The sequence below is a fragment of the Streptomyces sp. NPDC017246 genome, from assembly GCF_044331325.1.
Taxonomy (GTDB): Bacteria; Actinomycetota; Actinomycetes; order Streptomycetales; family Streptomycetaceae; genus Streptomyces.
In genome coordinates this window covers 53,901-74,682 of record NZ_JBIRMW010000011.1, presented here as the reverse complement: position 1 = coordinate 74,682, position 20,782 = coordinate 53,901, and the positions used below count along the sequence as shown (strand labels likewise).

The 20,782-nt window shown below is 68.5% G+C and carries 19 protein-coding genes and 1 tRNA gene; 11 read left to right on the top strand and 9 right to left on the bottom strand.

What is annotated here, in order from left to right:
- Nucleotides 1-16: 16 nt before the first annotated feature.
- Complete coding sequence (locus ACH4MY_RS24735; protein WP_398005890.1) at nucleotides 17-649, bottom strand: NAD(P)-dependent oxidoreductase; 633 nt, start codon at nucleotides 647-649, stop codon at nucleotides 17-19.
- Nucleotides 650-736: 87 nt separating this feature from the next.
- Here ACH4MY_RS24735 and ACH4MY_RS24730 point away from each other — a divergent pair, with 87 nt between their 5' ends.
- Complete coding sequence (locus ACH4MY_RS24730) at nucleotides 737-1,345, top strand: TetR/AcrR family transcriptional regulator (RefSeq protein WP_398005889.1); 609 nt, start codon at nucleotides 737-739, stop codon at nucleotides 1,343-1,345.
- 6 nt (nucleotides 1,346-1,351) lie between these two features.
- Here ACH4MY_RS24730 and ACH4MY_RS24725 read toward each other — a convergent pair whose 3' ends face one another.
- A complete protein-coding gene (locus tag ACH4MY_RS24725) occupies nucleotides 1,352-2,371 on the bottom strand; it encodes an adenosine deaminase (protein WP_398005888.1) in 1,020 nt (339 codons plus the stop codon).
- Between the two features lie 144 nt (nucleotides 2,372-2,515).
- Complete coding sequence (locus tag ACH4MY_RS24720; protein WP_398005887.1) at nucleotides 2,516-3,742, bottom strand: pyridoxal phosphate-dependent aminotransferase; 1,227 nt, start codon at nucleotides 3,740-3,742, stop codon at nucleotides 2,516-2,518.
- A 207-nt stretch (nucleotides 3,743-3,949) separates the two neighbouring features.
- Here ACH4MY_RS24720 and ACH4MY_RS24715 point away from each other — a divergent pair.
- The 10 genes from ACH4MY_RS24715 to ACH4MY_RS24670 all read left to right on the top strand — a co-directional run bounded on the left by ACH4MY_RS24715 (nucleotide 3,950) and on the right by ACH4MY_RS24670 (nucleotide 17,014).
- A tRNA-Trp gene (locus tag ACH4MY_RS24715) sits at nucleotides 3,950-4,022 on the top strand.
- A 103-nt stretch (nucleotides 4,023-4,125) separates the two neighbouring features.
- Nucleotides 4,126-4,413, top strand: coding sequence for a preprotein translocase subunit SecE (gene secE, locus ACH4MY_RS24710; protein WP_398005886.1), 288 nt, complete (start codon nucleotides 4,126-4,128; stop codon nucleotides 4,411-4,413).
- A gap of 44 nt (nucleotides 4,414-4,457) precedes the next feature.
- A complete protein-coding gene (gene nusG / locus ACH4MY_RS24705) occupies nucleotides 4,458-5,372 on the top strand; it encodes a transcription termination/antitermination protein NusG (protein ID WP_398005885.1) in 915 nt (304 codons plus the stop codon).
- A 158-nt stretch (nucleotides 5,373-5,530) separates the two neighbouring features.
- Nucleotides 5,531-5,965 (top strand): 50S ribosomal protein L11, encoded by a 435-nt coding sequence (rplK, locus tag ACH4MY_RS24700; RefSeq protein WP_266895354.1) that lies wholly within the window; start codon nucleotides 5,531-5,533, stop codon nucleotides 5,963-5,965.
- A 78-nt stretch (nucleotides 5,966-6,043) separates the two neighbouring features.
- On the top strand, nucleotides 6,044-6,772 hold the full coding sequence (gene rplA, locus ACH4MY_RS24695; protein ID WP_398005884.1) for a 50S ribosomal protein L1: 729 nt from the start codon (nucleotides 6,044-6,046) through the stop codon (nucleotides 6,770-6,772).
- Between the two features lie 116 nt (nucleotides 6,773-6,888).
- A complete protein-coding gene (locus ACH4MY_RS24690; RefSeq protein WP_398005883.1) occupies nucleotides 6,889-7,710 on the top strand; it encodes a hypothetical protein in 822 nt (273 codons plus the stop codon).
- Between the two features lie 248 nt (nucleotides 7,711-7,958).
- Nucleotides 7,959-8,486 carry a 50S ribosomal protein L10 gene (rplJ, locus tag ACH4MY_RS24685; protein WP_189831652.1) on the top strand — a complete coding sequence of 176 codons (528 nt, stop codon included), beginning with the start codon at nucleotides 7,959-7,961 and terminating at the stop codon, nucleotides 8,484-8,486.
- Between the two features lie 109 nt (nucleotides 8,487-8,595).
- Nucleotides 8,596-8,976 (top strand): 50S ribosomal protein L7/L12, encoded by a 381-nt coding sequence (gene rplL, locus ACH4MY_RS24680; protein WP_266895362.1) that lies wholly within the window; start codon nucleotides 8,596-8,598, stop codon nucleotides 8,974-8,976.
- Between the two features lie 548 nt (nucleotides 8,977-9,524).
- Nucleotides 9,525-13,007 (top strand): DNA-directed RNA polymerase subunit beta, encoded by a 3,483-nt coding sequence (rpoB, locus tag ACH4MY_RS24675; protein WP_187623331.1) that lies wholly within the window; start codon nucleotides 9,525-9,527, stop codon nucleotides 13,005-13,007.
- Between the two features lie 107 nt (nucleotides 13,008-13,114).
- Complete coding sequence (locus ACH4MY_RS24670) at nucleotides 13,115-17,014, top strand: DNA-directed RNA polymerase subunit beta' (protein ID WP_398005882.1); 3,900 nt, start codon at nucleotides 13,115-13,117, stop codon at nucleotides 17,012-17,014.
- Between the two features lie 65 nt (nucleotides 17,015-17,079).
- Here the strand turns inward: ACH4MY_RS24670 and ACH4MY_RS24665 are convergent, their stop codons facing one another.
- From ACH4MY_RS24665 to ACH4MY_RS24640, 6 genes are all read right to left on the bottom strand, one after another.
- A complete protein-coding gene (locus tag ACH4MY_RS24665) occupies nucleotides 17,080-17,343 on the bottom strand; it encodes a hypothetical protein (protein WP_398005881.1) in 264 nt (87 codons plus the stop codon).
- The gene (locus tag ACH4MY_RS24660; RefSeq protein ID WP_398005880.1) at nucleotides 17,330-17,569 is read right to left on the bottom strand and encodes a hypothetical protein; all 240 of its coding nucleotides are present in this window, start codon (nucleotides 17,567-17,569) and stop codon (nucleotides 17,330-17,332) included. The genes ACH4MY_RS24665 and ACH4MY_RS24660 overlap by 14 nt, the downstream gene beginning before the upstream one ends.
- Before the next feature lie 58 nt (nucleotides 17,570-17,627).
- A complete protein-coding gene (locus tag ACH4MY_RS24655) occupies nucleotides 17,628-18,539 on the bottom strand; it encodes a peptidoglycan-binding protein (RefSeq protein WP_398005879.1) in 912 nt (303 codons plus the stop codon).
- Between the two features lie 87 nt (nucleotides 18,540-18,626).
- A complete protein-coding gene (locus tag ACH4MY_RS24650) occupies nucleotides 18,627-19,028 on the bottom strand; it encodes an ATP-binding protein (protein ID WP_398005878.1) in 402 nt (133 codons plus the stop codon).
- Between the two features lie 56 nt (nucleotides 19,029-19,084).
- The gene (locus ACH4MY_RS24645) at nucleotides 19,085-19,666 is read right to left on the bottom strand and encodes a hypothetical protein (RefSeq protein WP_398005877.1); all 582 of its coding nucleotides are present in this window, start codon (nucleotides 19,664-19,666) and stop codon (nucleotides 19,085-19,087) included.
- Nucleotides 19,666-20,781, bottom strand: coding sequence for a hypothetical protein (locus ACH4MY_RS24640; RefSeq protein ID WP_398005876.1), 1,116 nt, complete (start codon nucleotides 20,779-20,781; stop codon nucleotides 19,666-19,668). Before ACH4MY_RS24640 ends, ACH4MY_RS24645 begins: the two co-directional genes overlap by 1 nt.
- Nucleotide 20,782: the final 1 nt, after the last annotated feature.

Genomic DNA, 20,782 nt, shown 5'->3' with positions numbered 1-20,782 from the left:
GGCCGCCCGTCCGGCGTCAGTACGCGACGCCGACGCCCTGCCTGACCGTCGCCGGGTCGTCGATCAGCGCCAGCATCGCGTGGGCCACGTCCGCGCGGGCGAGCGAGCGGCCCCGGGACGGGGTGCCGCCGACGACCACGCGGTAGTCGCCGGTGACCTGCCCGTTCGTCAGCTTGGGCGGGCGTACGGAGGTCCAGTCCGCGGTGCTCGCGGCGAGGTCCGACTCCATGACCCGCAGATCGGCGTAGACGTCCTTGAGGACCGCGTTGACGATCGTGAGGACGGCCTTGTCCAGGACGCCCTGACGGTCCGGGACCGGGCCGACCGGGGCCGCGCTGACCACCAGGAGGCGGCGCACCTTCTCCGCCTCCATGGCCGTGAGCACCGAGCGGGTCAGCCGGGCGGCGACGCCCGCGTCCGCGCGGGTCCTCGCCCCGAGGCCCGAGAGCACGGCGTCCCGGCCGGTGAGCGCCCCGCGCAGGGTCTCCGGGTCGGACAGGTCGGCGCGGAGGACGGTCAGCCGTCCGCCGGTCGCCGTGAGCCGTGCCGGGTCTCTCACCACCGCGGTCACCTCGTGGCCCGAGGCCAGTGCCTGGCCGACGATCTCCCGGCCGATGCCGCCGGTCGCGCCGAAGACGGTGAGCTTCATGTCGCACCCTCCTGGGGTGGGTAAGTGTTCACTCACCCTCAGGGTGGGTGGATACTCACTCACGCGTCAAGCATGGCTGGAGGATGCATGGAACAGAAGCCGACCCGGGTACGGATCGTCGACGCCGCCCGCGACCTCATGCGGACCGTGGGCCTCGCCCGCACCACGACCAAGGAGATCGCCAAGGCCGCCGGCTGCTCGGAAGCCGCGCTCTACAAGTACTTCACCAGCAAGGAGGAACTCTTCCTCGCCGTCCTCGACGAGCGGCTGCCCCGGCTCGGCGGCCTCCTCGGCACCCTCGCCGCCGACCCCGGCGGCCGCACCGTCGAGGAGAACCTCACCGAGATCGCCCGCCAGGCCGCCCTCTTCTACGAGCAGACCTTCCCCGTCGTCGCCTCCCTGTACGCGGAACCGCAGCTCAAGCAGCGCCACGAGGAGGCCATGCGCGCCTACGGCAAGGGCCCCCACATGCCCGTCGAAGGCCTCACCGCCTATCTGCGCGCCGAGCAGCGGCACGGCCGCATCGCCGCCGACGCCGATCCCGCGGCCGCCGCGGCCCTGCTCCTCGGGGCGTGCGTCCAGCGCGCCTTCGTCTGGGAGATGACCCCGGACCGCCGGCCGCCGGACTCCCTCGACGACTTCGCGCGGGGCATCGCGCGCACCCTGACGGCCGGAATCGGCCGGAGCGGCGGTTGAGAGGGATCAGCCGGCGATCCAGTCGTCGATCCCCGCGAGCAGCTTCGCCCGGACGTCCACCGGGGCCGCCGAGCCCCGCACCGACTGCCGGGCCAGCTCCGCCAGCTCCCCGTCCGTGAACCCGTGGTGCCGGCGGGCGAGCTCGTACTGCGCCGCGAGCCGCGAGCCGAAGAGCAGCGGGTCGTCCGCGCCCAGCGCCATCGGCACCCCCGCCTCGAAGAGGGTGCGCAGCGGTACGTCCTCGTGCTTCTCGTACACCCCGAGGGCCACATTGGACGACGGGCAGACCTCGCAGGTCACCCCGCGCTCCGCGAGCTTCCGCAGCAGTCGCGGGTCCTCCGCCGACCGCACCCCGTGGCCGACCCGCGACGCCCGCAGATCGTCCAGGCAGTCCCGTACCGACGCGGGACCCGTCAGCTCACCGCCGTGCGGGGCCGCGAGGAGACCGCCCTCGCGCGCGATGGCGAAGGCGCGGTCGAAGTCCCGCGCCATGCCCCGCCGCTCGTCGTTGGAGAGCCCGAAGCCGACCACGCCCCGGTCCGCGAACCGCACCGCGAGCCGGGCCAGCGTCCGTGCCTCCAGGGGGTGCTTCATCCGGTTCGCGGCGACGAGCACCCGCATCCCGAGCCCGGTCTCCCGCGAGGCCGCCTCGACCGCGTCCAGGATGATCTCCAGGGCCGGGATGAGCCCGCCGAGATGAGGGGCGTACGAGGTGGGGTCGACCTGGATCTCCAGCCACCCCGAGCCGTCCCGGACGTCCTCCTGGGCCGCCTCGCGCACGAGCCGCCGGATGTCCTCGGGGGAGCGCAGGCAGGAGCGGGCGATGTCGTACAGCCGCTGGAAGCGGAACCAGCCGCGCTCGTCGGTCGCCCGTAGCTTCGGCGGTGTACCGCTGCTCAACGCCTCCGGGAGGTGCACGCCGTATTTGTCGGCCAGCTCGATGAGCGTCGTGGGCCGCATCGAACCGGTGAAGTGCAGGTGCAGATGGGCCTTGGGCAGCAGGGTGAGATCGCGAACGTGCTCCATCGCCCGATCCTGCCGCACCCGAATGGACGAACGCAGCCCCTTTCCCCGATCGGGACCTCGCTAGAACGCAGAAACGGGCCCCCGGTTCCGGAGAACCAGGGGCCCGCGTGGACCGGGATCAGTACCCGAAATCGGTACCTGAGGTCAGTCGGTGGCCTCGGCCAGCAGCTTCTGGATGCGGGAGACGCCCTCCACCAGGTCCTCGTCGCCCAGCGCGTACGACAGACGCAGGTAGCCCGGCGTGCCGAAGGCCTCGCCCGGGACGACCGCGACCTCGGCCTCGTCCAGGATCAGGGCCGCCAGCTCGACCGAGCTCTGCGGGCGCTTGCCGCGGATCTCCTTGCCGAGCAGTGCCTTCACGGAGGGGTACGCGTAGAAGGCGCCCTCCGGCGTCGGGCAGTACACGCCCTCGATCTCGTTGAGCATCCGCACGATCGTCTGGCGGCGGCGGTCGAAGGCGGTGCGCATCTCCGCGACGGCGTCCAGGTTGCCCGAGACGGCGGCCAGCGCGGCGACCTGCGCGACGTTGCTCACGTTGGACGTGGCGTGCGACTGCAGGTTCGTCGCGGCCTTCACGACGTCCTTCGGGCCCACGATCCACCCGACGCGCCAGCCCGTCATCGCGTACGTCTTCGCCACACCGTTGACCACGATGCACTTGTCGCGCAGCTCGGGGACGAGCGTCGGCAGCGAGGTGAACTTCGCGTCGCCGTAGACCAGGTGCTCGTAGATCTCGTCGGTGAGGACCCACAGGCCGTGCTCGACGGCCCAGCGGCCGATCGCCTCGGCGTCGGCCTCGGAGTACACCGCACCGGTCGGGTTGGAGGGCGAGACGAAGAGGACGACCTTGGTCCGCTCCGTACGGGCCGCCTCGAGCTGCTCCACCGAGACCCGGTAGCCGGTGGTCTCGTCGGCGACGACGTCCACCGGGACACCGCCCGCGAGGCGGATCGACTCGGGGTAGGTCGTCCAGTACGGCGCCGGGACGATGACCTCGTCGCCCGGGTCGAGGATCGCGGCGAAGGCCTCGTAGATCGCCTGCTTGCCGCCGTTGGTCACGAGGATCTGGGAGGCGTCGACCTCGTAGCCGGAGTCGCGCAGCGTCTTCGCGGCGATCGCGGCCTTGAGCTCCGGCAGACCGCCGGCCGGCGTGTAGCGGTGGTACTTCGGGTTCTTGCAGGCCTCGACGGCCGCGTCGACGATGTAGTCCGGGGTCGGGAAGTCGGGCTCACCCGCGCCGAAACCGATCACCGGGCGCCCGGCGGCCTTGAGGGCCTTGGCCTTGGCGTCGACGGCGAGGGTCGCGGACTCGGAGATCGCACCGATGCGGGCGGAGACCCGACGCTCGGTGGGAGGGGTAGCAGCGCTCATGCGGCCCATCGTCCCAGACCGCTTCAAGGCCCGGCACTCAGGTTTCACGGACCGGACAGGAACGGTCATTCCCGGTCGTACGCGCGTCCGACGGCAGGTCCGTCGTGGTTCCTGTTCGACGCGGGGCCCTCGGACCACGTATGCTCACTCCTCGTTGGCCCGCACCGAACGCATCTCACGATGCGGTACGTTGAGGGACACCAGCAGAGGGTCGTAGCTCAATTGGTAGAGCACCGGTCTCCAAAACCGGCGGTTGGGGGTTCAAGTCCCTCCGGCCCTGCTACACACACCGCCAGGTGTTGTGCGCATGTACGTACTTCATTGCACCGCCGTGCGGCTCCACCCGGGCGCGGCACGGCCGACCCGGAATCAGGTGAGAGATCGTGACGGACGCCGTAGGCTCCATCGACATGCCTGATGCCGATGACGACGCCTCCGAGTCGAAGAAGAAGTCCCGCAAGGGCGGCAAGCGCGGAAAGAAGGGCCCTCTCGGCCGTCTCGCGCTCTTCTACCGCCAGATCGTCGCCGAGCTCCGCAAGGTCGTCTGGCCCACGCGCAGCCAGCTGTCGACGTACACCACCGTGGTGATTGTCTTCGTCGTCATCATGATCGGCCTTGTCACCGTGATTGACTATGGCTTCCAGGAAGCAGTCAAGTACGTCTTCGGCTGACTTTTTGTTCCACCCCATCTGTATCGCAGGAAGAAGCAGCCACCGTGTCTGACGCGAACCTGAACGACGCCTTCGAGTCCGAGTCCGTCGAGGACGAGCTGGACATCGTCGAGGCCGCCGACGAGGACCAGGCCGACGCTGCTGACGACGCTGCCGGCGAGGCCGCCGAGGAAGCCGCCCTCGAAGTCGAGGACGAGGACCAGGACGAGCCCGAGACCGACGAGGACGTCGAGGTCGCCGAGGGCGACGAGGACGAGACCGTCGTGGCCGACGAGGTCGAGGACGTCGAGGACGAGGACGCCGAGGAAGAGACCGACGAGGAGGCCGAGCCGGCCGCCCCGGTCGACCCGGTCGCCGCGCTCCGCGAAGAGCTCCGCACCCTGCCCGGCGAGTGGTACGTCATTCACACCTACGCGGGCTACGAGAAGCGCGTCAAGGCGAACCTCGAGCAGCGTGCCGTCTCGCTCAACGTCGAGGACTTCATCTACCAGGCCGAGGTCCCCGAGGAAGAGATCGTCCAGATCAAGGGCGGCGAGCGGAAGAACGTCAAGCAGAACAAGCTTCCCGGCTACGTTCTCGTCCGCATGGACCTGACGAACGAGTCCTGGGGCGTCGTCCGCAACACCCCCGGCGTCACCGGCTTCGTGGGCAACGCCTACGACCCGTACCCGCTGACCCTGGACGAGATCGTCAAGATGCTCGCCCCGGAGGCCGAGGAGAAGGCCGCCCGCGAGGCCGCCGAGGCCGAGGGCAAGCCGGCTCCGGCCCGCAAGCTGGAGGTCCAGGTCCTGGACTTCGAGGTCGGCGACTCGGTCACCGTCACCGACGGTCCCTTCGCCACCCTCCAGGCGACGATCAACGAGATCAACCCCGACTCGAAGAAGGTCAAGGGCCTCGTCGAGATCTTCGGTCGCGAGACCCCGGTCGAGCTCAGCTTCGACCAGATCCAGAAGAACTGATCTCACAAGTTTCCGAGCAGGTCAGAGTGGCTCTTGCAGCCGCTCTGACCTGCTCGGTTTTTGGCCGCGCGTCTATACCCGTTATCGTTGTGCGGTATGCCTGCATCCGGATGACCGGATGGCGGGCTGAACACTCTCACTAGGACCCGGAGAGAGCAATGCCTCCCAAGAAGAAGAAGGTCACGGGGCTTATCAAGCTCCAGATCAACGCTGGTGCGGCCAACCCGGCCCCGCCGGTCGGCCCCGCACTGGGCCAGCACGGCGTCAACATCATGGAGTTCTGCAAGGCCTACAACGCCGCGACCGAGTCGCAGCGTGGCATGGTCGTGCCGGTGGAGATCACGGTCTACGACGACCGTTCCTTCACCTTCGTCACCAAGACTCCGCCGGCCGCCAGGCTGATCCTCAAGGCCGCTGGTGTGGACAAGGGCTCCGGCGAGCCGCACAAGACCAAGGTCGCCAAGCTCACGGCTGCCCAGGTCCGCGAGATCGCCACGGTCAAGCTCCCCGACCTGAACGCCAACGACCTGGACGCCGCGTCCAAGATCATCGCTGGCACCGCCCGTTCCATGGGCATCACGGTCGAGGGCTGATCACCCCCCTCGTGACCTAGTGGTAGGGCCAGCGCCGGCCCGCACCACGACTCCACACCTGAACCAACAGGAGAAGCAGTGAAGCGCAGCAAGACCCTCCGCGCAGCGGACGCCAAGATCGACAGCGAGAAGCTCTACGCTCCTCTCGAGGCCGTCCGTCTCGCCAAGGACACCTCCAGCACGAAGTTCGACGGCACCGTCGAGGTCGCCTTCCGCCTGGGTGTCGACCCGCGCAAGGCCGACCAGATGGTCCGCGGCACCGTGAACCTCCCGCACGGCACCGGCAAGACCGCCCGGGTCCTGGTCTTCGCGACCGGTGACCGTGCCGAGGCCGCGATTGCCGCCGGCGCCGACATCGTCGGTTCCGACGAGCTCATCGACGAGATCTCCAAGGGCAACCGCCTGAACGAGTTCGACGCCGTTGTGGCCACCCCGGACCTCATGGGCAAGGTCGGCCGCCTCGGCCGCGTCCTCGGCCCGCGTGGTCTCATGCCGAACCCCAAGGTCGGCACCGTCACCCCCGATGTCGCCAAGGCTGTCAACGAGATCAAGGGCGGCAAGATCGAGTTCCGCGTCGACAAGCACTCGAACCTGCACTTCATCATCGGCAAGGTCTCTTTCGATGACACGAAGCTGGTCGAGAACTACGCCGCGGCGCTCGAGGAGATCCTCCGTCTGAAGCCGTCCGCCGCCAAGGGTCGCTACATCAAGAAGGCGACCCTCACGACGACGATGGGCCCCGGCATCCCGCTGGACTCCAACCGCACCCGCAACCTCCTCGTCGAGGAGGACCCGGCCGCGGTCTGAGCCCCACAGGCTCGCTGAGTGGTCAACCGGCCCCGCACCTCTTCGGAGGTGCGGGGCCGGTTTCTTGTTACGGTCCGAGAGACCGTACGACGTTGATCAAAAGGTGGGGAACGGGCATGAACAGCTCCGCATGGAAGCGCGTGGGGGTCGCCCTGGCGGCCGCGGTCGTCGTGACGGGACTCGCGGGGTGCCAGGACGGCGACGGCGGTACGAAGACGTCGGGGGCGTCCGCCGGGCCGGCCACGCAGAGCCGTGAGGAGGCCGCGAAGGCCGTCCGGGCCGCGTACACCAGGACCGCGGAGGCCAAGAGCGCCAAGGTGGAGATGCGCGTCGTCGTGGGCGGTGCCCAGGGCGGCAGCAGCACCTTCACCGGTGTCCAGGGATGGAGTCCCTCCGTCGCGGACCTGAAGGTCACCGATTCGACGTACCTGGCCGGCATCCCCGGCGCCCCCGCCGAGACCCGCATGCTCACGGCCGACGGGGTCACCTACATGGACGTGGGCGCCGAGCAGGCCGCGCGGACGGGCGGCAAGCGCTGGATGAAGGTAGAGGCCGAGGGCGCCCTCGGCGGCGACGAGCTGGTGACGCAGCTGACCGCCGGTCTGAGCGGCGTGAACCGGGACCCGGCCCAGGAGCTCGGCCTCCTCGCCGGTTCGTCGGAGGTGAAGCACCTCGGCCCGGTGAAGGGCGGCGGGGCCGGGGGAGAGCGGTACGCGGGCGAGCTCTCCGGCGGCAGGCGGGTGGAGGTCTGGATCGGCGCGGACGGCTATCCGGCGCGGATGATCGTCAGGACGACGGCCGGCGGGGCGCCGACGACGCTCACCACCGACTACAGCGCGTACGGCTCCGAGGCCGCAGTCCAGGCACCGCCCGCCGAGGACACCTTCGGCTTCATGGAGCTGCTGAAGAACCTCGGCGCGGGCCTCGGTCAGGGCTGATTTGCCCCGGGCCGACCCGGTCGCGTACTCTTCCGAAGAAGCCAAAGACCGCTGGTCGTCACTGCGCCGTCAAGGTGTGGTGGCCGAAGGATTCGCTGAGACGCGAACGACCCGCGCAGGTGATTGTGGATGAGTTCCCGGATCCTCGTGATGCGGTTGAGCTGAGCCCCGAGCGCCTGCGCCGGGGCGTTTTGTTTTGTCAGCCCCTTCTGAGCGGTCCTCATCACCCGGAAGGAGGCCGACGCTCTATGGCAAGGCCCGACAAGGCTGCCGCGGTAGCCGAGCTTGAGGACCAGTTCCGCAGCTCGAACGCCGCCGTGCTGACCGAGTACCGGGGTCTCACCGTTGCGCAGCTGAAGACGCTGCGTCGTTCGCTCGGTGAGAACGCCCAGTACGCCGTGGTGAAGAACACGCTGACCAAGATTGCGGCCAACCAGGCCGGGATCACCGCGCTGGACGAGCACTTCGCTGGTCCGACCGCGGTCGCCTTCATCACCGGTGACCCGGTGGAGTCGGCGAAGAGCCTGCGTGACTTCGCCAAGGACAACCCGAACCTCATCATCAAGGGCGGTGTCCTTGATGGTAAGGCGCTCTCCGCCGATGAGATCAAGAAGCTCGCGGACCTCGAGTCCCGCGAGGTTCTGCTCAGCAAGCTGGCCGGCGCGTTCAAGGGCAAGCAGTCTCAGGCTGCCTCGCTCTTCCAGGCGCTGCCGTCGAAGTTCGTCCGCACCGCGGAGGCGCTTCGCGTCAAGCTCGCCGAGGGCGGTGCCGAGTAATTCGGCTCGCGTCATGATCTGTGCCGCCTAGGCCCAGGTCGTAGCGGGCCGTAACGCCCGCCTCTCTATACATCCGGCACTTGCCGAATTAGTGGAAGGATCGCCCATCATGGCGAAGCTCTCTCAGGACGACCTCCTCGCCCAGTTCGAGGAGATGACCCTCATCGAGCTCTCCGAGTTCGTGAAGGCGTTCGAGGACAAGTTCGACGTCACCGCCGCCGCGGCCGTCGCCGTTGCCGGCCCGGGTGCCCCGGTCGCCGCCGAGGCCGAGGCCGAGCAGGACGAGTTCGACGTCATCCTCGAGGGTGCCGGCGACAAGAAGATCCAGGTCATCAAGGTCGTGCGCGAGCTCACCTCCCTGGGCCTCAAGGAGGCCAAGGACCTCGTCGACGGCACCCCGAAGCCGGTCCTCGAGAAGGTCGCGAAGGAGGCCGCCGAGAAGGCTGCCGAGTCCCTCAAGGCCGCCGGCGCCTCCGTCACGGTCAAGTAAGACCGTTTCGAGTCGCTGAAGCTGACTCCCGCCCCCGTGTAACGCGAGGGCACCGAAAGGCGATCACCCTTGTGGGTGGTCGCCTTTCGGCGTTCCCGGGAAGGGCGTGGCGGGGGCCTCGTGGGCCGTCGGAAGCGGAGTATGGTGATCTTCGCCGTGCGCCCCGCAGACCGGGGGGCCTTGACGAACCGCACGCAGCGCGCAATTCTCAGGACGCGTCGTCACAACGATCCGTTTCCGAGGCATGGATCGACGACTGAACGGGCAGTATCGAGGTGCGCCACACGGCGCGAGGTACCGCGGAGTTGAGAGCAACGAGGGTCGCGAATTATTCGCCCTGGACATCAGTGAGCCAAGTGGCTACACTGACCCTTTGCGCTGCCTGTTAGCTGCCCCCTGCCCGTCACCAGGGGCATACCTTCGCATCCGCTTCGTGGACCGACCCCGTCTGATCTGGCCTTTCGGCCGTCTCAGGAAAAGTCTGCCGTGAAGCGCTGCAGGGGACCGGTACGCGCGTAGTGAGTCCGAGCCCTCGGAAGGACCCCCTCTTGGCCGCCTCGCGCAACGCCTCGACCAATACGAACAACGGCGCAAGCACTGCCCCGCTGCGCATCTCCTTTGCAAAGATCCGGGAGCCCCTCGAGGTTCCGAACCTCCTCGCGCTGCAGACCGAGAGCTTCGACTGGCTGCTCGGCAACGCCGCCTGGAAGGCTCGCGTCGAGGCTGCTCTCGAGTCGGGACAGGACGTCCCCAGGAAGTCCGGTCTGGAGGAGATCTTCGAGGAGATCTCCCCGATCGAGGACTTCTCCGGGTCGATGTCGCTGACCTTCCGCGACCACCGCTTCGAGCCGCCGAAGAACTCGATCGACGAGTGCAAGGACCGTGACTTCACCTACGGTGCCCCGCTCTTCGTCACCGCCGAGTTCACCAACAACGAGACCGGTGAGATCAAGTCCCAGACGGTCTTCATGGGCGATTTCCCGCTCATGACGAACAAGGGCACCTTCGTCATCAACGGCACCGAGCGTGTCGTGGTGTCGCAGCTGGTCCGTTCGCCGGGCGTCTACTTCGACTCCTCGATCGACAAGACGTCCGACAAGGACATCTTCTCCGCCAAGATCATCCCGTCCCGGGGTGCCTGGCTGGAGATGGAGATCGACAAGCGCGACCTGGTCGGTGTCCGCATCGACCGCAAGCGCAAGCAGTCCGTCACCGTCCTCCTCAAGGCTCTCGGCTGGACCACCGAGCAGATCCTCCAGGAGTTCGGCGAGTACGAGTCCATGCGCGCCACCCTGGAGAAGGACCACACCCAGGGCCAGGACGACGCGCTGCTCGACATCTACCGCAAGCTGCGTCCGGGCGAGCCGCCGACCCGTGAGGCCGCTCAGACGCTGCTCGAGAACCTCTACTTCAACCCGAAGCGCTACGACCTCGCGAAGGTCGGCCGCTACAAGGTGAACAAGAAGCTCGGCGCCGACGAGCCGCTGGACGCCGGCGTGCTCACCACCGACGACGTCATCGCCACGATCAAGTACCTGGTCAAGCTCCACGCGGGCGAGACCGAGACGATCGGCGAGAACGGCAACGAGATCGTCGTCGAGACCGACGACATCGACCACTTCGGCAACCGTCGTCTGCGCAACGTCGGCGAGCTCATCCAGAACCAGGTCCGCACGGGTCTGGCTCGTATGGAGCGCGTCGTGCGTGAGCGCATGACCACCCAGGACGTCGAGGCGATCACGCCGCAGACCCTGATCAACATCCGGCCGGTCGTCGCCTCCATCAAGGAGTTCTTCGGCACCAGCCAGCTGTCCCAGTTCATGGACCAGAACAACCCGCTGTCGGGTCTGACGCACAAGCGTCGTCTCTCGGCGCTGGGCCCTGGTGGTCTGTCCCGTGAGCGGGCCGGCTTCGAGGTCCGAGACGTGCACCCGTCCCACTACGGACGCATGTGCCCGATCGAGACCCCCGAAGGCCCGAACATCGGTCTGATCGGTTCGCTCGCCTCGTACGGCCGCGTCAACGCGTTCGGCTTCATCGAGACGCCGTACCGCAAGGTCATCGACGGCACGGTCACCGACGACGTCGACTACGTCACCGCCGACGAGGAGGACCGCTTCGTCATCGCGCAGGCCAACGCCGCGCTCGACGACGAGCTGCGGCTCACCGAGAACCGCGTCCTGGTGCGTAAGCGTGGCGGCGAGGTCGACTACGTCGAGCCGTCGGACGTGGACTACATGGACGTCTCGCCGCGCCAGATGGTGTCGGTCGCGACCGCCATGATCCCGTTCCTCGAGCACGACGACGCCAACCGTGCCCTCATGGGCGCGAACATGATGCGTCAGGCGGTGCCGCTGATCAAGTCCGAGGCCCCGCTCGTCGGCACCGGCATGGAGTACCGCTGCGCCACCGACGCCGGCGACGTGCTCAAGGCCGAGAAGGACGGTGTCGTCCAGGAGCTGTCGGCCGACTACGTCACGGTCGCCAACGACGACGGCACGTACATCACGTACCGCCTGCACAAGTTCTCGCGCTCCAACCAGGGCACCTCGGTCAACCAGAAGGTCGTCGTCGACGAGGGCGACCGGGTGATCGAGGGCCAGGTCCTCGCCGACGGTCCCGCCACCGAAGACGGCGAGATGGCGCTCGGCAAGAACCTGCTGGTCGCGTTCATGCCGTGGGAGGGTCACAACTACGAGGACGCGATCATCCTGTCGCAGCGCCTCGTGCAGGACGACGTCCTCTCCTCGATCCACATCGAGGAGCACGAGGTCGACGCCCGTGACACCAAGCTCGGCCCGGAGGAGATCACCCGGGACATCCCGAACGTCTCCGAGGAGGTCCTCGCGGACCTCGACGAGCGCGGCATCATCCGTATCGGTGCCGAGGTCGTCGCCGGCGACATCCTCGTCGGCAAGGTCACGCCCAAGGGTGAGACCGAGCTGACCCCGGAGGAGCGTCTGCTCCGCGCGATCTTCGGTGAGAAGGCCCGTGAGGTCCGTGACACCTCGCTGAAGGTGCCGCACGGCGAGATCGGCAAGATCATCGGCGTCCGCGTCTTCGACCGCGAGGAGGGCGACGAGCTTCCCCCGGGCGTGAACCAGCTGGTCCGCGTCTACGTCGCCCAGAAGCGCAAGATCACCGATGGTGACAAGCTCGCCGGCCGTCACGGCAACAAGGGTGTCATCTCCAAGATCCTTCCGATCGAGGACATGCCCTTCCTCGAGGACGGCACCCCGGTCGACATCATCCTCAACCCGCTGGGTGTCCCGTCCCGAATGAACCCGGGACAGGTCCTGGAGATCCACCTCGGCTGGCTCGCCAGCCGCGGCTGGGACGTCTCCGGCCTCGCGGACGAGTGGGCGCAGCGCCTCCAGGTGATCGGCGCCGACAAGGTCGCCCCCGGCACCAACGTCGCCACCCCGGTCTTCGACGGTGCGCGTGAGGACGAGCTCGCGGGTCTGCTGAACCACACCATCCCGAACCGCGACGGCGAGCGCATGGTGCTCCCGACCGGTAAGGCGAGGCTGTTCGACGGCCGCTCCGGCGAGCCGTTCCCGGAGCCGGTCTCGGTCGGCTACATGTACATCCTCAAGCTCCACCACCTGGTCGACGACAAGCTGCACGCTCGGTCGACCGGCCCGTACTCGATGATCACCCAGCAGCCGCTGGGTGGTAAGGCCCAGTTCGGTGGCCAGCGCTTCGGTGAGATGGAGGTGTGGGCGCTGGAGGCATACGGCGCCGCGTACGCCCTCCAGGAGCTGCTGACGATCAAGTCCGACGACGTGACCGGCCGCGTGAAGGTCTACGAGGCCATCGTCAAGGGCGAGAACATCCCTGAGCCCGGCATCCCCGAGTCCTTCAAGGTGCTCATCAAGGAGATGCAGTCCCTGTGCCTCAACGTGGAGGTGCTGTCCTCGGACGGCATGTCCATCGAGATGCGCGACACCGACGAGGACGTCTTCCGCGCAGCGGAGGAGCTCGGCATCGACCTGTCCCGGCGCGAGCCGAGCAGCGTCGAAGAGGTCTGACGGGAGTTCGGTCGGGGACTCGGCGTTTCACCGCTGAGTCCCCGGCCGGCCCCAGGACCCCCGAATCAGACCCCAAGCCTTACAACCCTGAGAGGGATTGACGCATAGTGCTCGACGTCAACTTCTTCGACGAGCTCCGGATCGGTCTGGCCACCGCTGACGACATCCGTCAGTGGAGCCACGGCGAGGTCAAGAAGCCGGAGACCATCAACTACCGCACGCTCAAGCCCGAGAAGGACGGACTCTTCTGCGAGAAGATCTTCGGTCCGACCCGGGACTGGGAGTGCTACTGCGGCAAGTACAAGCGTGTCCGCTTCAAGGGCATCATCTGTGAGCGGTGTGGCGTCGAGGTCACCCGCGCGAAGGTGCGCCGTGAGCGGATGGGCCACATCGAGCTCGCCGCTCCCGTCACCCACATCTGGTACTTCAAGGGCGTCCCGTCGCGCCTTGGCTACCTGCTCGACCTCGCCCCGAAGGACCTCGAGAAGGTCATCTACTTCGCGGCGTACATGATCACGTACGTCGACGACGAGCGTCGTACGCGTGACCTGCCCTCGCTGGAGGCGCACGTCTCCGTCGAGCGTCAGCAGATCGAGAACCGTCGCGACTCCGACCTGGAGGCCCGCGCCAAGAAGCTCGAGAACGACCTCGGCGAGCTCGAGGCCGAGGGCGCCAAGGCCGACGTGCGCCGCAAGGTGCGCGAGGGTGCCGAGCGCGAGATGAAGCAGCTGCGCGACCGTGCGCAGCGCGAGATCGACCGTCTGGACGAGGTCTGGTCGCGCTTCAAGAACCTCAAGGTCCAGGACCTCGAGGGCGACGAGCTCCTCTACCGCGAGCTGCGTGACCGCTTCGGCACGTACTTCGACGGTTCGATGGGTGCCGCGGCGCTGCAGAAGCGCCTGGAGTCCTTCGACCTGGACGAGGAGGCCGAGCGCCTCCGCGAGATCATCCGTACCGGCAAGGGCCAGAAGAAGACCCGTGCGCTCAAGCGCCTCAAGGTCGTCTCCGCGTTCCTGCAGACCGCGAACAGCCCCAAGGGCATGGTTCTCGACTGCGTGCCGGTCATCCCGCCGGACCTGCGTCCGATGGTGCAGCTGGACGGTGGCCGCTTCGCGACCTCCGACCTGAACGACCTGTACCGCCGCGTGATCAACCGCAACAACCGTCTGAAGCGTCTGCTCGACCTCGGTGCCCCCGAGATCATCGTGAACAACGAGAAGCGGATGCTCCAGGAGGCGGTCGACGCCCTCTTCGACAACGGCCGTCGTGGTCGCCCGGTCACGGGCCCCGGCAACCGTCCGCTGAAGTCCCTCAGCGACATGCTGAAGGGCAAGCAGGGTCGTTTCCGTCAGAACCTGCTCGGCAAGCGTGTGGACTACTCCGCGCGTTCCGTCATCGTCGTCGGTCCGCAGCTGAAGCTGCACCAGTGCGGTCTGCCCAAGGCCATGGCGCTGGAGCTCTTCAAGCCGTTCGTGATGAAGCGCCTGGTCGACCTGAACCACGCGCAGAACATCAAGAGCGCCAAGCGGATGGTCGAGCGCGGCCGCACGGTCGTGTACGACGTCCTCGAAGAGGTCATCGCCGAGCACCCGGTTCTGCTGAACCGTGCGCCCACGCTGCACCGCCTCGGCATCCAGGCCTTCGAGCCCCAGCTGGTCGAGGGCAAGGCCATCCAGATCCACCCGCTCGTCTGCACCGCGTTCAACGCGGACTTCGACGGTGACCAGATGGCCGTGCACCTGCCGCTCTCCGCGGAGGCGCAGGCCGAGGCCCGCATCCTGATGCTGTCCTCGAACAACATCCTGAAGCCCGCCGACGGCCGTCCGGTCACGATGCCGACCCAGGACATGGTCCTCGGTCTGTTCTTCCTGACCACCGACGGTGAGCTCCGTGACACCAAGGGCGAGGGCCGTGCGTTCGGCTCCACGGCCGAGGCGGTCATGGCGTTCGACGCCGGCGAGCTCGCGCTGCAGTCGCAGATCGACATCCGCTTCCCCGTCGGCACCGTCGCTCCCCGTGGCTGGGTTCCCCCGGTCACCGAGGAGGGCGAGCCGGAGTGGCAGCAGGGTGACTCGTTCCGCCTGCGCACCTCGCTGGGCCGCGCGCTCTTCAACGAGCTGCTGCCCGAGGACTACCCGTTCGTCGACTACTCCGTCGGCAAGAAGCAGCTCTCCGAGATCGTCAACGACCTCGCCGAGCGCTACCCCAAGGTCATCGTGGCGGCGACGCTCGACAACCTGAAGGCGGCGGGCTTCTACTGGGCGACCCGTTCCGGTGTCACCGTGGCCATCTCCGACGTCGTCGTGCCCGAGGCCAAGAAGGCCATCGTCAAGGGCTACGAGGAGCAGGACGAGAAGGTCCAGAAGCAGTACGAGCGCGGTCTCATCACGAAGGAAGAGCGCACTCAGGAGCTCATCGCGATCTGGACCAAGGCGACCAACGAGGTTGCCGAGGCGATGAACGCGAACTTCCCGAAGACGAACCCCATCTTCATGATGGTCGACTCGGGTGCCCGAGGAAACATGATGCAGATGCGTCAGATCGCCGGTATGCGTGGTCTGGTGTCGAACGCCAAGAACGAGACGATTCCGCGTCCCATCAAGGCGTCCTTCCGTGAGGGCCTCACCGTTCTGGAGTACTTCATCTCCACGCACGGTGCCCGTAAGGGTCTGGCGGACACCGCCCTGCGTACCGCCGACTCGGGTTACCTGACCCGTCGTCTGGTGGACGTCTCGCAGGACGTGATCATCCGCGAGGAGGACTGTGGCACCGAGCGCGGTCTGAAGCTGCGGATCGCCGAGCGCGGCGCCGACAACGTGCTGCGCAAGACGGACGACGTCGAGACCTCCGTGTACGCGCGGATGCTCGCCGAGGACGTCGTCGTCGACGGCAAGGTCATCGCGCCGGCCAACGTCGACCTGGGTGACGTGCTCATCGACGCCCTCGTGGGCGCCGGCGTGGAGGAGGTCAAGACCCGCTCGGTCCTGACCTGTGAGTCCGCCGTCGGTACCTGTGCGTTCTGCTACGGCCGTTCGCTCGCCACCGGCAAGCTGGTCGACATCGGTGAGGCGGTCGGCATCATCGCCGCCCAGTCCATCGGTGAGCCCGGTACCCAGCTGACGATGCGTACCTTCCACACCGGTGGTGTGGCCGGTGACGACATCACCCAGGGTCTGCCCCGTGTCGTCGAGCTCTTCGAGGCTCGTCAGCCCAAGGGTGTCGCCCCGATCTCGGAGGCGGCCGGCCGCGTCCGTATCGAGGAGACCGAGAAGACCAAGAAGCTCGTCGTCACCCCGGACGACGGCACCGACGAGACGGCGTTCCCGATCTCGAAGCGTGCCCGTCTGCTCGTGGGCGAGGGCGACCACGTCGAGGTGGGCCAGAAGCTCACCGTGGGTGCCACCAACCCGCACGACGTGCTGCGTATCCTCGGTCAGCGCGCGGTCCAGATCCACCTGGTCGCCGAGGTCCAGAAGGTCTACAACTCGCAGGGCGTGTCGATCCACGACAAGCACATCGAGATCATCATCCGGCAGATGCTGCGCCGTGTGACGATCATCGAGTCCGGCGACGCGGAGCTGCTGCCGGGCGAGCTCGTCGAGCGCTCGAAGTTCGAGACCGAGAACCGTCGTGTGGTCACCGAGGGCGGTCACCCCGCCTCCGGCCGTCCGCAGCTGATGGGTATCACCAAGGCCTCGCTGGCGACGGAATCCTGGCTGTCGGCCGCCTCCTTCCAGGAGACGACCCGAGTCCTGACGGATGCGGCGATCAACGCCAAGTCCGACAGCCTCATCGGCCTCAAGGAGAACGTCATCATCGGTAAGCTCATCCCGGCCGGTACGGGTCTGTCCCGCTACCGCAACATCCGGGTCGAGCCGACCGAAGAGGCCAAGGCCGCGATGTACTCGGCCGTCGGCTACGACGACATCGACTACTCGCCGTTCGGCTCGGGCTCCGGCCAGGCCGTTCCGCTGGAGGACTACGACTACGGTCCGTACAACCAGTAAGCGAGTCGCTTGACCGAAGGGCGGTCACCCCGTGGGGGTGGCCGCCCTTCGGCGTGCCCGGCCGGCTAGCGGGCGGCCAGCTCCCAGACCGCGACGAGCACACCGGCGCCGGCGGCCAGCGCGGCGATGCTGGTCAGCGGCCAGCGGGCGCGTTCCAGGGCGTCGAGGCGGGCCTCGTGGTCGGCGAGCTGCTTGTCGGTCTGGTCGCTGCGCTGCACGAGCAGCGCGAGCGAGCCGTCGACCCGGGCGAAGCCGGCCTCCAGGGTGCCGCGGAGCCGTTCCAGTTCGAGGGCGACGGCCACGGGGTCGTTCGGGTCAGACTCGGTCATCGGCGCCGCCCTCGGGCGGGGTGCTGCGCAGCCAGGACGGCAGCAGATACTGCACCGCGTCGAGGGCCATCACCCGGGCGAGACCGCCGGCGACGGCCAGGGCCCCGGCGACCCAGGGGAGGGTCTCGGGGAGGCCGGAGGCGTCGACGATCGCGGGGAGCACGACGGCGATGCCGACGGCGGACTGGAGGACGGTGCGGGCCGTGCGCTTGGCGGCATCGGACATCGGAACTTCTCCCTTCCTGCGGGGGGGGTACGGGCCCCGGGGAGCGGGGCCCTTGCGGTTACTTCGTGTACGGGACCTTCAGGGCGCTCCAGGACGCGGCGCCGGGGATGCCGTCGGCGTCGGAGCCGCGGAAGCCGAGCTTGCGCTGCCACTTCGCGTAGCTGAGCCGGTCGGCCTCGCCCCAGCGGGGGCTGGGGCCGACGGTGTAGGCGGAGCAGCCCTCGGCGACGAGCCGGCGGCCCATGGCCGTGACGACCGGGGAGCTCGTCTCCTTGCGGAAGAACGAGGTGCCCGGGAACGGCTGGAGGCGGGGCGGGGTGGGCTTGCCGCTGCCGGCGGTGTTCTTGGCGGGGGCCTTGCCGAGTCGGGTCTGGACCCGCCCGCGGAGGGTCGGCATGCCGAAGCCCTTGGGGTCGCTCTTCCAGTCGGACCACTCCAGGTGGCCGATGACGGACTTGGCGCCCCAGCCGTGGGCCCGGCACAGGGCGGCGGAGACCCGCTCGATCGCGTCGAGCTGCTCGGCCGGCCACGGGTCGGCGCCGTTGCCGAGGTTGACGCACTCGAAGCCGTAGAAGCGGGAGTTCCCGTCGACGGCTCCGGGGCTGCCCTGGTGGACGCGCGGGGCCGGCGGCCGGTCCCCGTACGTCTCGGTGATCACGGCCTGGAGGACGGACGGGTCGCCGCCGCCCGCGTGGTTGGCGCGTCCGTTGCCGACGAGGTGGACGGTGCCGTCCTTGGCGATGACGCCGTGGCAGAGCGGGCCGGGCAGGCCGTCGTAGCCGTTGAAGCAGAGCTCCACGGAGGAGGCGGTGCCGCTGCTCACGGTGTGGTGGATCATCACGCCGGTGACCGGGCCCCAGGCGCCGGTGTGGTTGCGGTTGTGGGAGCGCCAGCCGGGGTGTTCGACGACGGTGACGCCTTCGGCGCGGAGCGCGGCGACGAGCCGGTCCGCGGGGAGGGGAGTGGCCATCTGGTGTCCTCCGGACATGAAAAAGGCCCGCACGGAGGGCGGGCGTACGGGTGGGGCGCCGGGGACCGGGGCCCTCGGTACCGGGGCTTACGGGGCGGGTGCGGGCTCCGGTGCCGGCTCGGGCTCCGGGGCCGGGGCCCAGGTGGCGCAGAGCGAGGCGTAGGCCGCCCGGCGGGTCTCGAAGTCGGCGAGCGCGGCGGTGACGGCCCGCTGGACGGCGGTCGGGTCGGCCACGGCGGGGACGCCGTCCTTCGCCTCGACGACGACCAGGCCGAAGCCGCGCAGGGTGGCGTCACCCGTGCCGGCCCGGGCGAACTCCGCGCTGACGTGCACCGACGGGTACTGGCCGGTGATCGGGTCCCGTTCCAGGGTGTATCCGAGACCGTTGTCGTAGACGCGTACGGAGAGGGTGTGGCCGTTCTCCGCGACGGAGGCGCGGCCGGCGTAGTCGATGGCCACGCCCCAGGGCTGGGTGGGGTCGATGTTCATGGTGTGCTCCTCGTCGGCCGTGTCGGCCGTGTCGGCCGCGGTGGGCGGGCGGACGGTCAGGACTGGGTGCCGTACATGCTGACGGGCTGGGCGTACACCGTGCCGCTCGCGCTGGTGACCATGGCGTGGATCTCGACGGTCATCACCTTGCCGAACTTGGTCGCCAGGTCGACCGGGAGCAGACCGGTGTGGTCGAAGGTCTGTCCGGCGGTGACGATCGGGCCGAACTGCTGGCCGTCGACCATGACCTTCACCTGGCCGGTCGCGCCGCTGGACACCTTCGTGTACATCGCCAGCCGCATCTTGGGCTGCCAGACCGGATTGAAGGACTGGGCGATGGGGGTGAAGGCCGTGCTCGTGGTGGACGGCCACTTCGCTTCCTTCAGGTGGTCCACCGGCGGCATCAGCTGCAGCCACGGCCTGGCCAGGCCGCCGGTCGTGATGTCGTCCGCGAAGACCTCGTGGTTGTAGCCGTCGAAGATCCGGAGGACCGGCTTGGTCGTGGCGGGGGACGAGGCGGTCGTGACGGGCCGGATCTCGTTGAGGGGCGGACGGGTGTTGACCGCTGTGGACAGGGCCTGGATCCGGCGCTCCATCTGGATCAGCCGGTCGATGATGTCCTCGGGCAGCAGGGCCATCAGGCCTCCTCAAGTGCGAGTTCGGCGGTGTCGGGTCGGCCTCGCTCGGCCGGCCGGACCTTGACGCCGACGATCCGGTAGCGGGCGTCGAGGCCCGTCGGGTGCCATTCGTCGGTGATGCGGATGCGGGCGGTGCGGCCGAGGAGCGCCGGGGGGACGATCCCGCCGAGCCGGATGCTGATCTCGGGGATCTCCACATGGCCCGCCGCCTCGTCGACGGCGGCCTGGGCGAGGGAGTTCAGTGTGGTCTTGTCGCCGATCTCGTTGTGGTCCGAGGACAGGTCGAGCTGGGGCCACAGGTCCGGCAACGGCTTCGTCGGCGTGGCGAGGTTGGACAGGGTCGGCCTGGACTCGGTGCCGGCGTTGCTGTTGGTCGAGGCGCCGCGGGCCAGGGCCACGGTCCCGCCGCGGGTGGCGTCGTCCGGGAGGGAGTACGACAGGATCGTGCCGGGCCGGTCGAAGATCATGTCGGTGGCGCCGGTACGGATCTTGGGCGAGCCGAGCCGGAGCTGGCGGATCCGCGCGCCGTCGTCCGGGTTGCGGTAGACGAGGATCTGGTACTCGAAGCCCTTCTCCTGGGCGCCGAGCTGGTCGAGTGCCTCCTGGTAGACGGTCTCGTCGCCGTACCGCCAGGAGGCCGTCCGCAGGACGTCGGACTTCTCCGTCTCGTCACCGATGTCGATCCCGCTCCTGCCCAGGCCCTCCGACAGCTGCGACCAGAGGCTGCGGGCGATGACGAACTGGTCGGTCGGCTGGCTGAACTGGGTCTCGAACTGGTCCGTACGGATACGCCGTCGGCTCGCGTAGGAGTCGAAGGTGGAGGCCTGGATGCCCAGGGTCACCACGCCCCGGTCGCTGGACTGCAGGTTGGTGGTCCACACGATGCCGCCCCACCACAGGTCCCCGCCGCGTTCCAGGTAGACCGTGGTGCGGCCCGGCTTGATCTTGTGGGCCCGTTCCGCGATGGCGCGGTCGGGGATGGGGACGGTGCCGGACAGGGAGCCGGCCCGGCCGATGTAGTCCTCGAACGAGACGTCCCGCAGCGGCAGAATGTCGACGGTCGTGTCGCTCACGAGGTCGCAGAAGATGGCCCGGTAGGGCGTGTCGAGTGCCATG

Excerpts from the sequence above, each read along its gene's own strand:
- rplJ (WP_189831652.1), top strand. The coding sequence starts at position 7,959 with ATGGCAAGGCCCGACAAGGCTGCCGCGGTAGCCGAGCTTGAGGACCAG.
- ACH4MY_RS24725 (WP_398005888.1), bottom strand. The coding sequence starts at position 2,371 with ATGGAGCACGTTCGCGATCTCACCCTGCTGCCCAAGGCCCATCTGCAC.
- rplK (WP_266895354.1), top strand. The coding sequence starts at position 5,531 with ATGCCTCCCAAGAAGAAGAAGGTCACGGGGCTTATCAAGCTCCAGATC.
- ACH4MY_RS24645 (WP_398005877.1), bottom strand. The coding sequence starts at position 19,666 with ATGGCCCTGCTGCCCGAGGACATCATCGACCGGCTGATCCAGATGGAG.
- ACH4MY_RS24730 (WP_398005889.1), top strand. The coding sequence starts at position 737 with ATGGAACAGAAGCCGACCCGGGTACGGATCGTCGACGCCGCCCGCGAC.
- ACH4MY_RS24640 (WP_398005876.1), bottom strand. The coding sequence starts at position 20,781 with ATGGCACTCGACACGCCCTACCGGGCCATCTTCTGCGACCTCGTGAGC.
- rplL (WP_266895362.1), top strand. The coding sequence starts at position 8,596 with ATGGCGAAGCTCTCTCAGGACGACCTCCTCGCCCAGTTCGAGGAGATG.
- ACH4MY_RS24650 (WP_398005878.1), bottom strand. The coding sequence starts at position 19,028 with ATGAACATCGACCCCACCCAGCCCTGGGGCGTGGCCATCGACTACGCC.
- ACH4MY_RS24660 (WP_398005880.1), bottom strand. The coding sequence starts at position 17,569 with ATGTCCGATGCCGCCAAGCGCACGGCCCGCACCGTCCTCCAGTCCGCC.
- ACH4MY_RS24690 (WP_398005883.1), top strand. The coding sequence starts at position 6,889 with ATGAACAGCTCCGCATGGAAGCGCGTGGGGGTCGCCCTGGCGGCCGCG.
- ACH4MY_RS24735 (WP_398005890.1), bottom strand. The coding sequence starts at position 649 with ATGAAGCTCACCGTCTTCGGCGCGACCGGCGGCATCGGCCGGGAGATC.
- ACH4MY_RS24720 (WP_398005887.1), bottom strand. The coding sequence starts at position 3,742 with ATGAGCGCTGCTACCCCTCCCACCGAGCGTCGGGTCTCCGCCCGCATC.
- ACH4MY_RS24665 (WP_398005881.1), bottom strand. The coding sequence starts at position 17,343 with ATGACCGAGTCTGACCCGAACGACCCCGTGGCCGTCGCCCTCGAACTG.
- ACH4MY_RS24655 (WP_398005879.1), bottom strand. The coding sequence starts at position 18,539 with ATGGCCACTCCCCTCCCCGCGGACCGGCTCGTCGCCGCGCTCCGCGCC.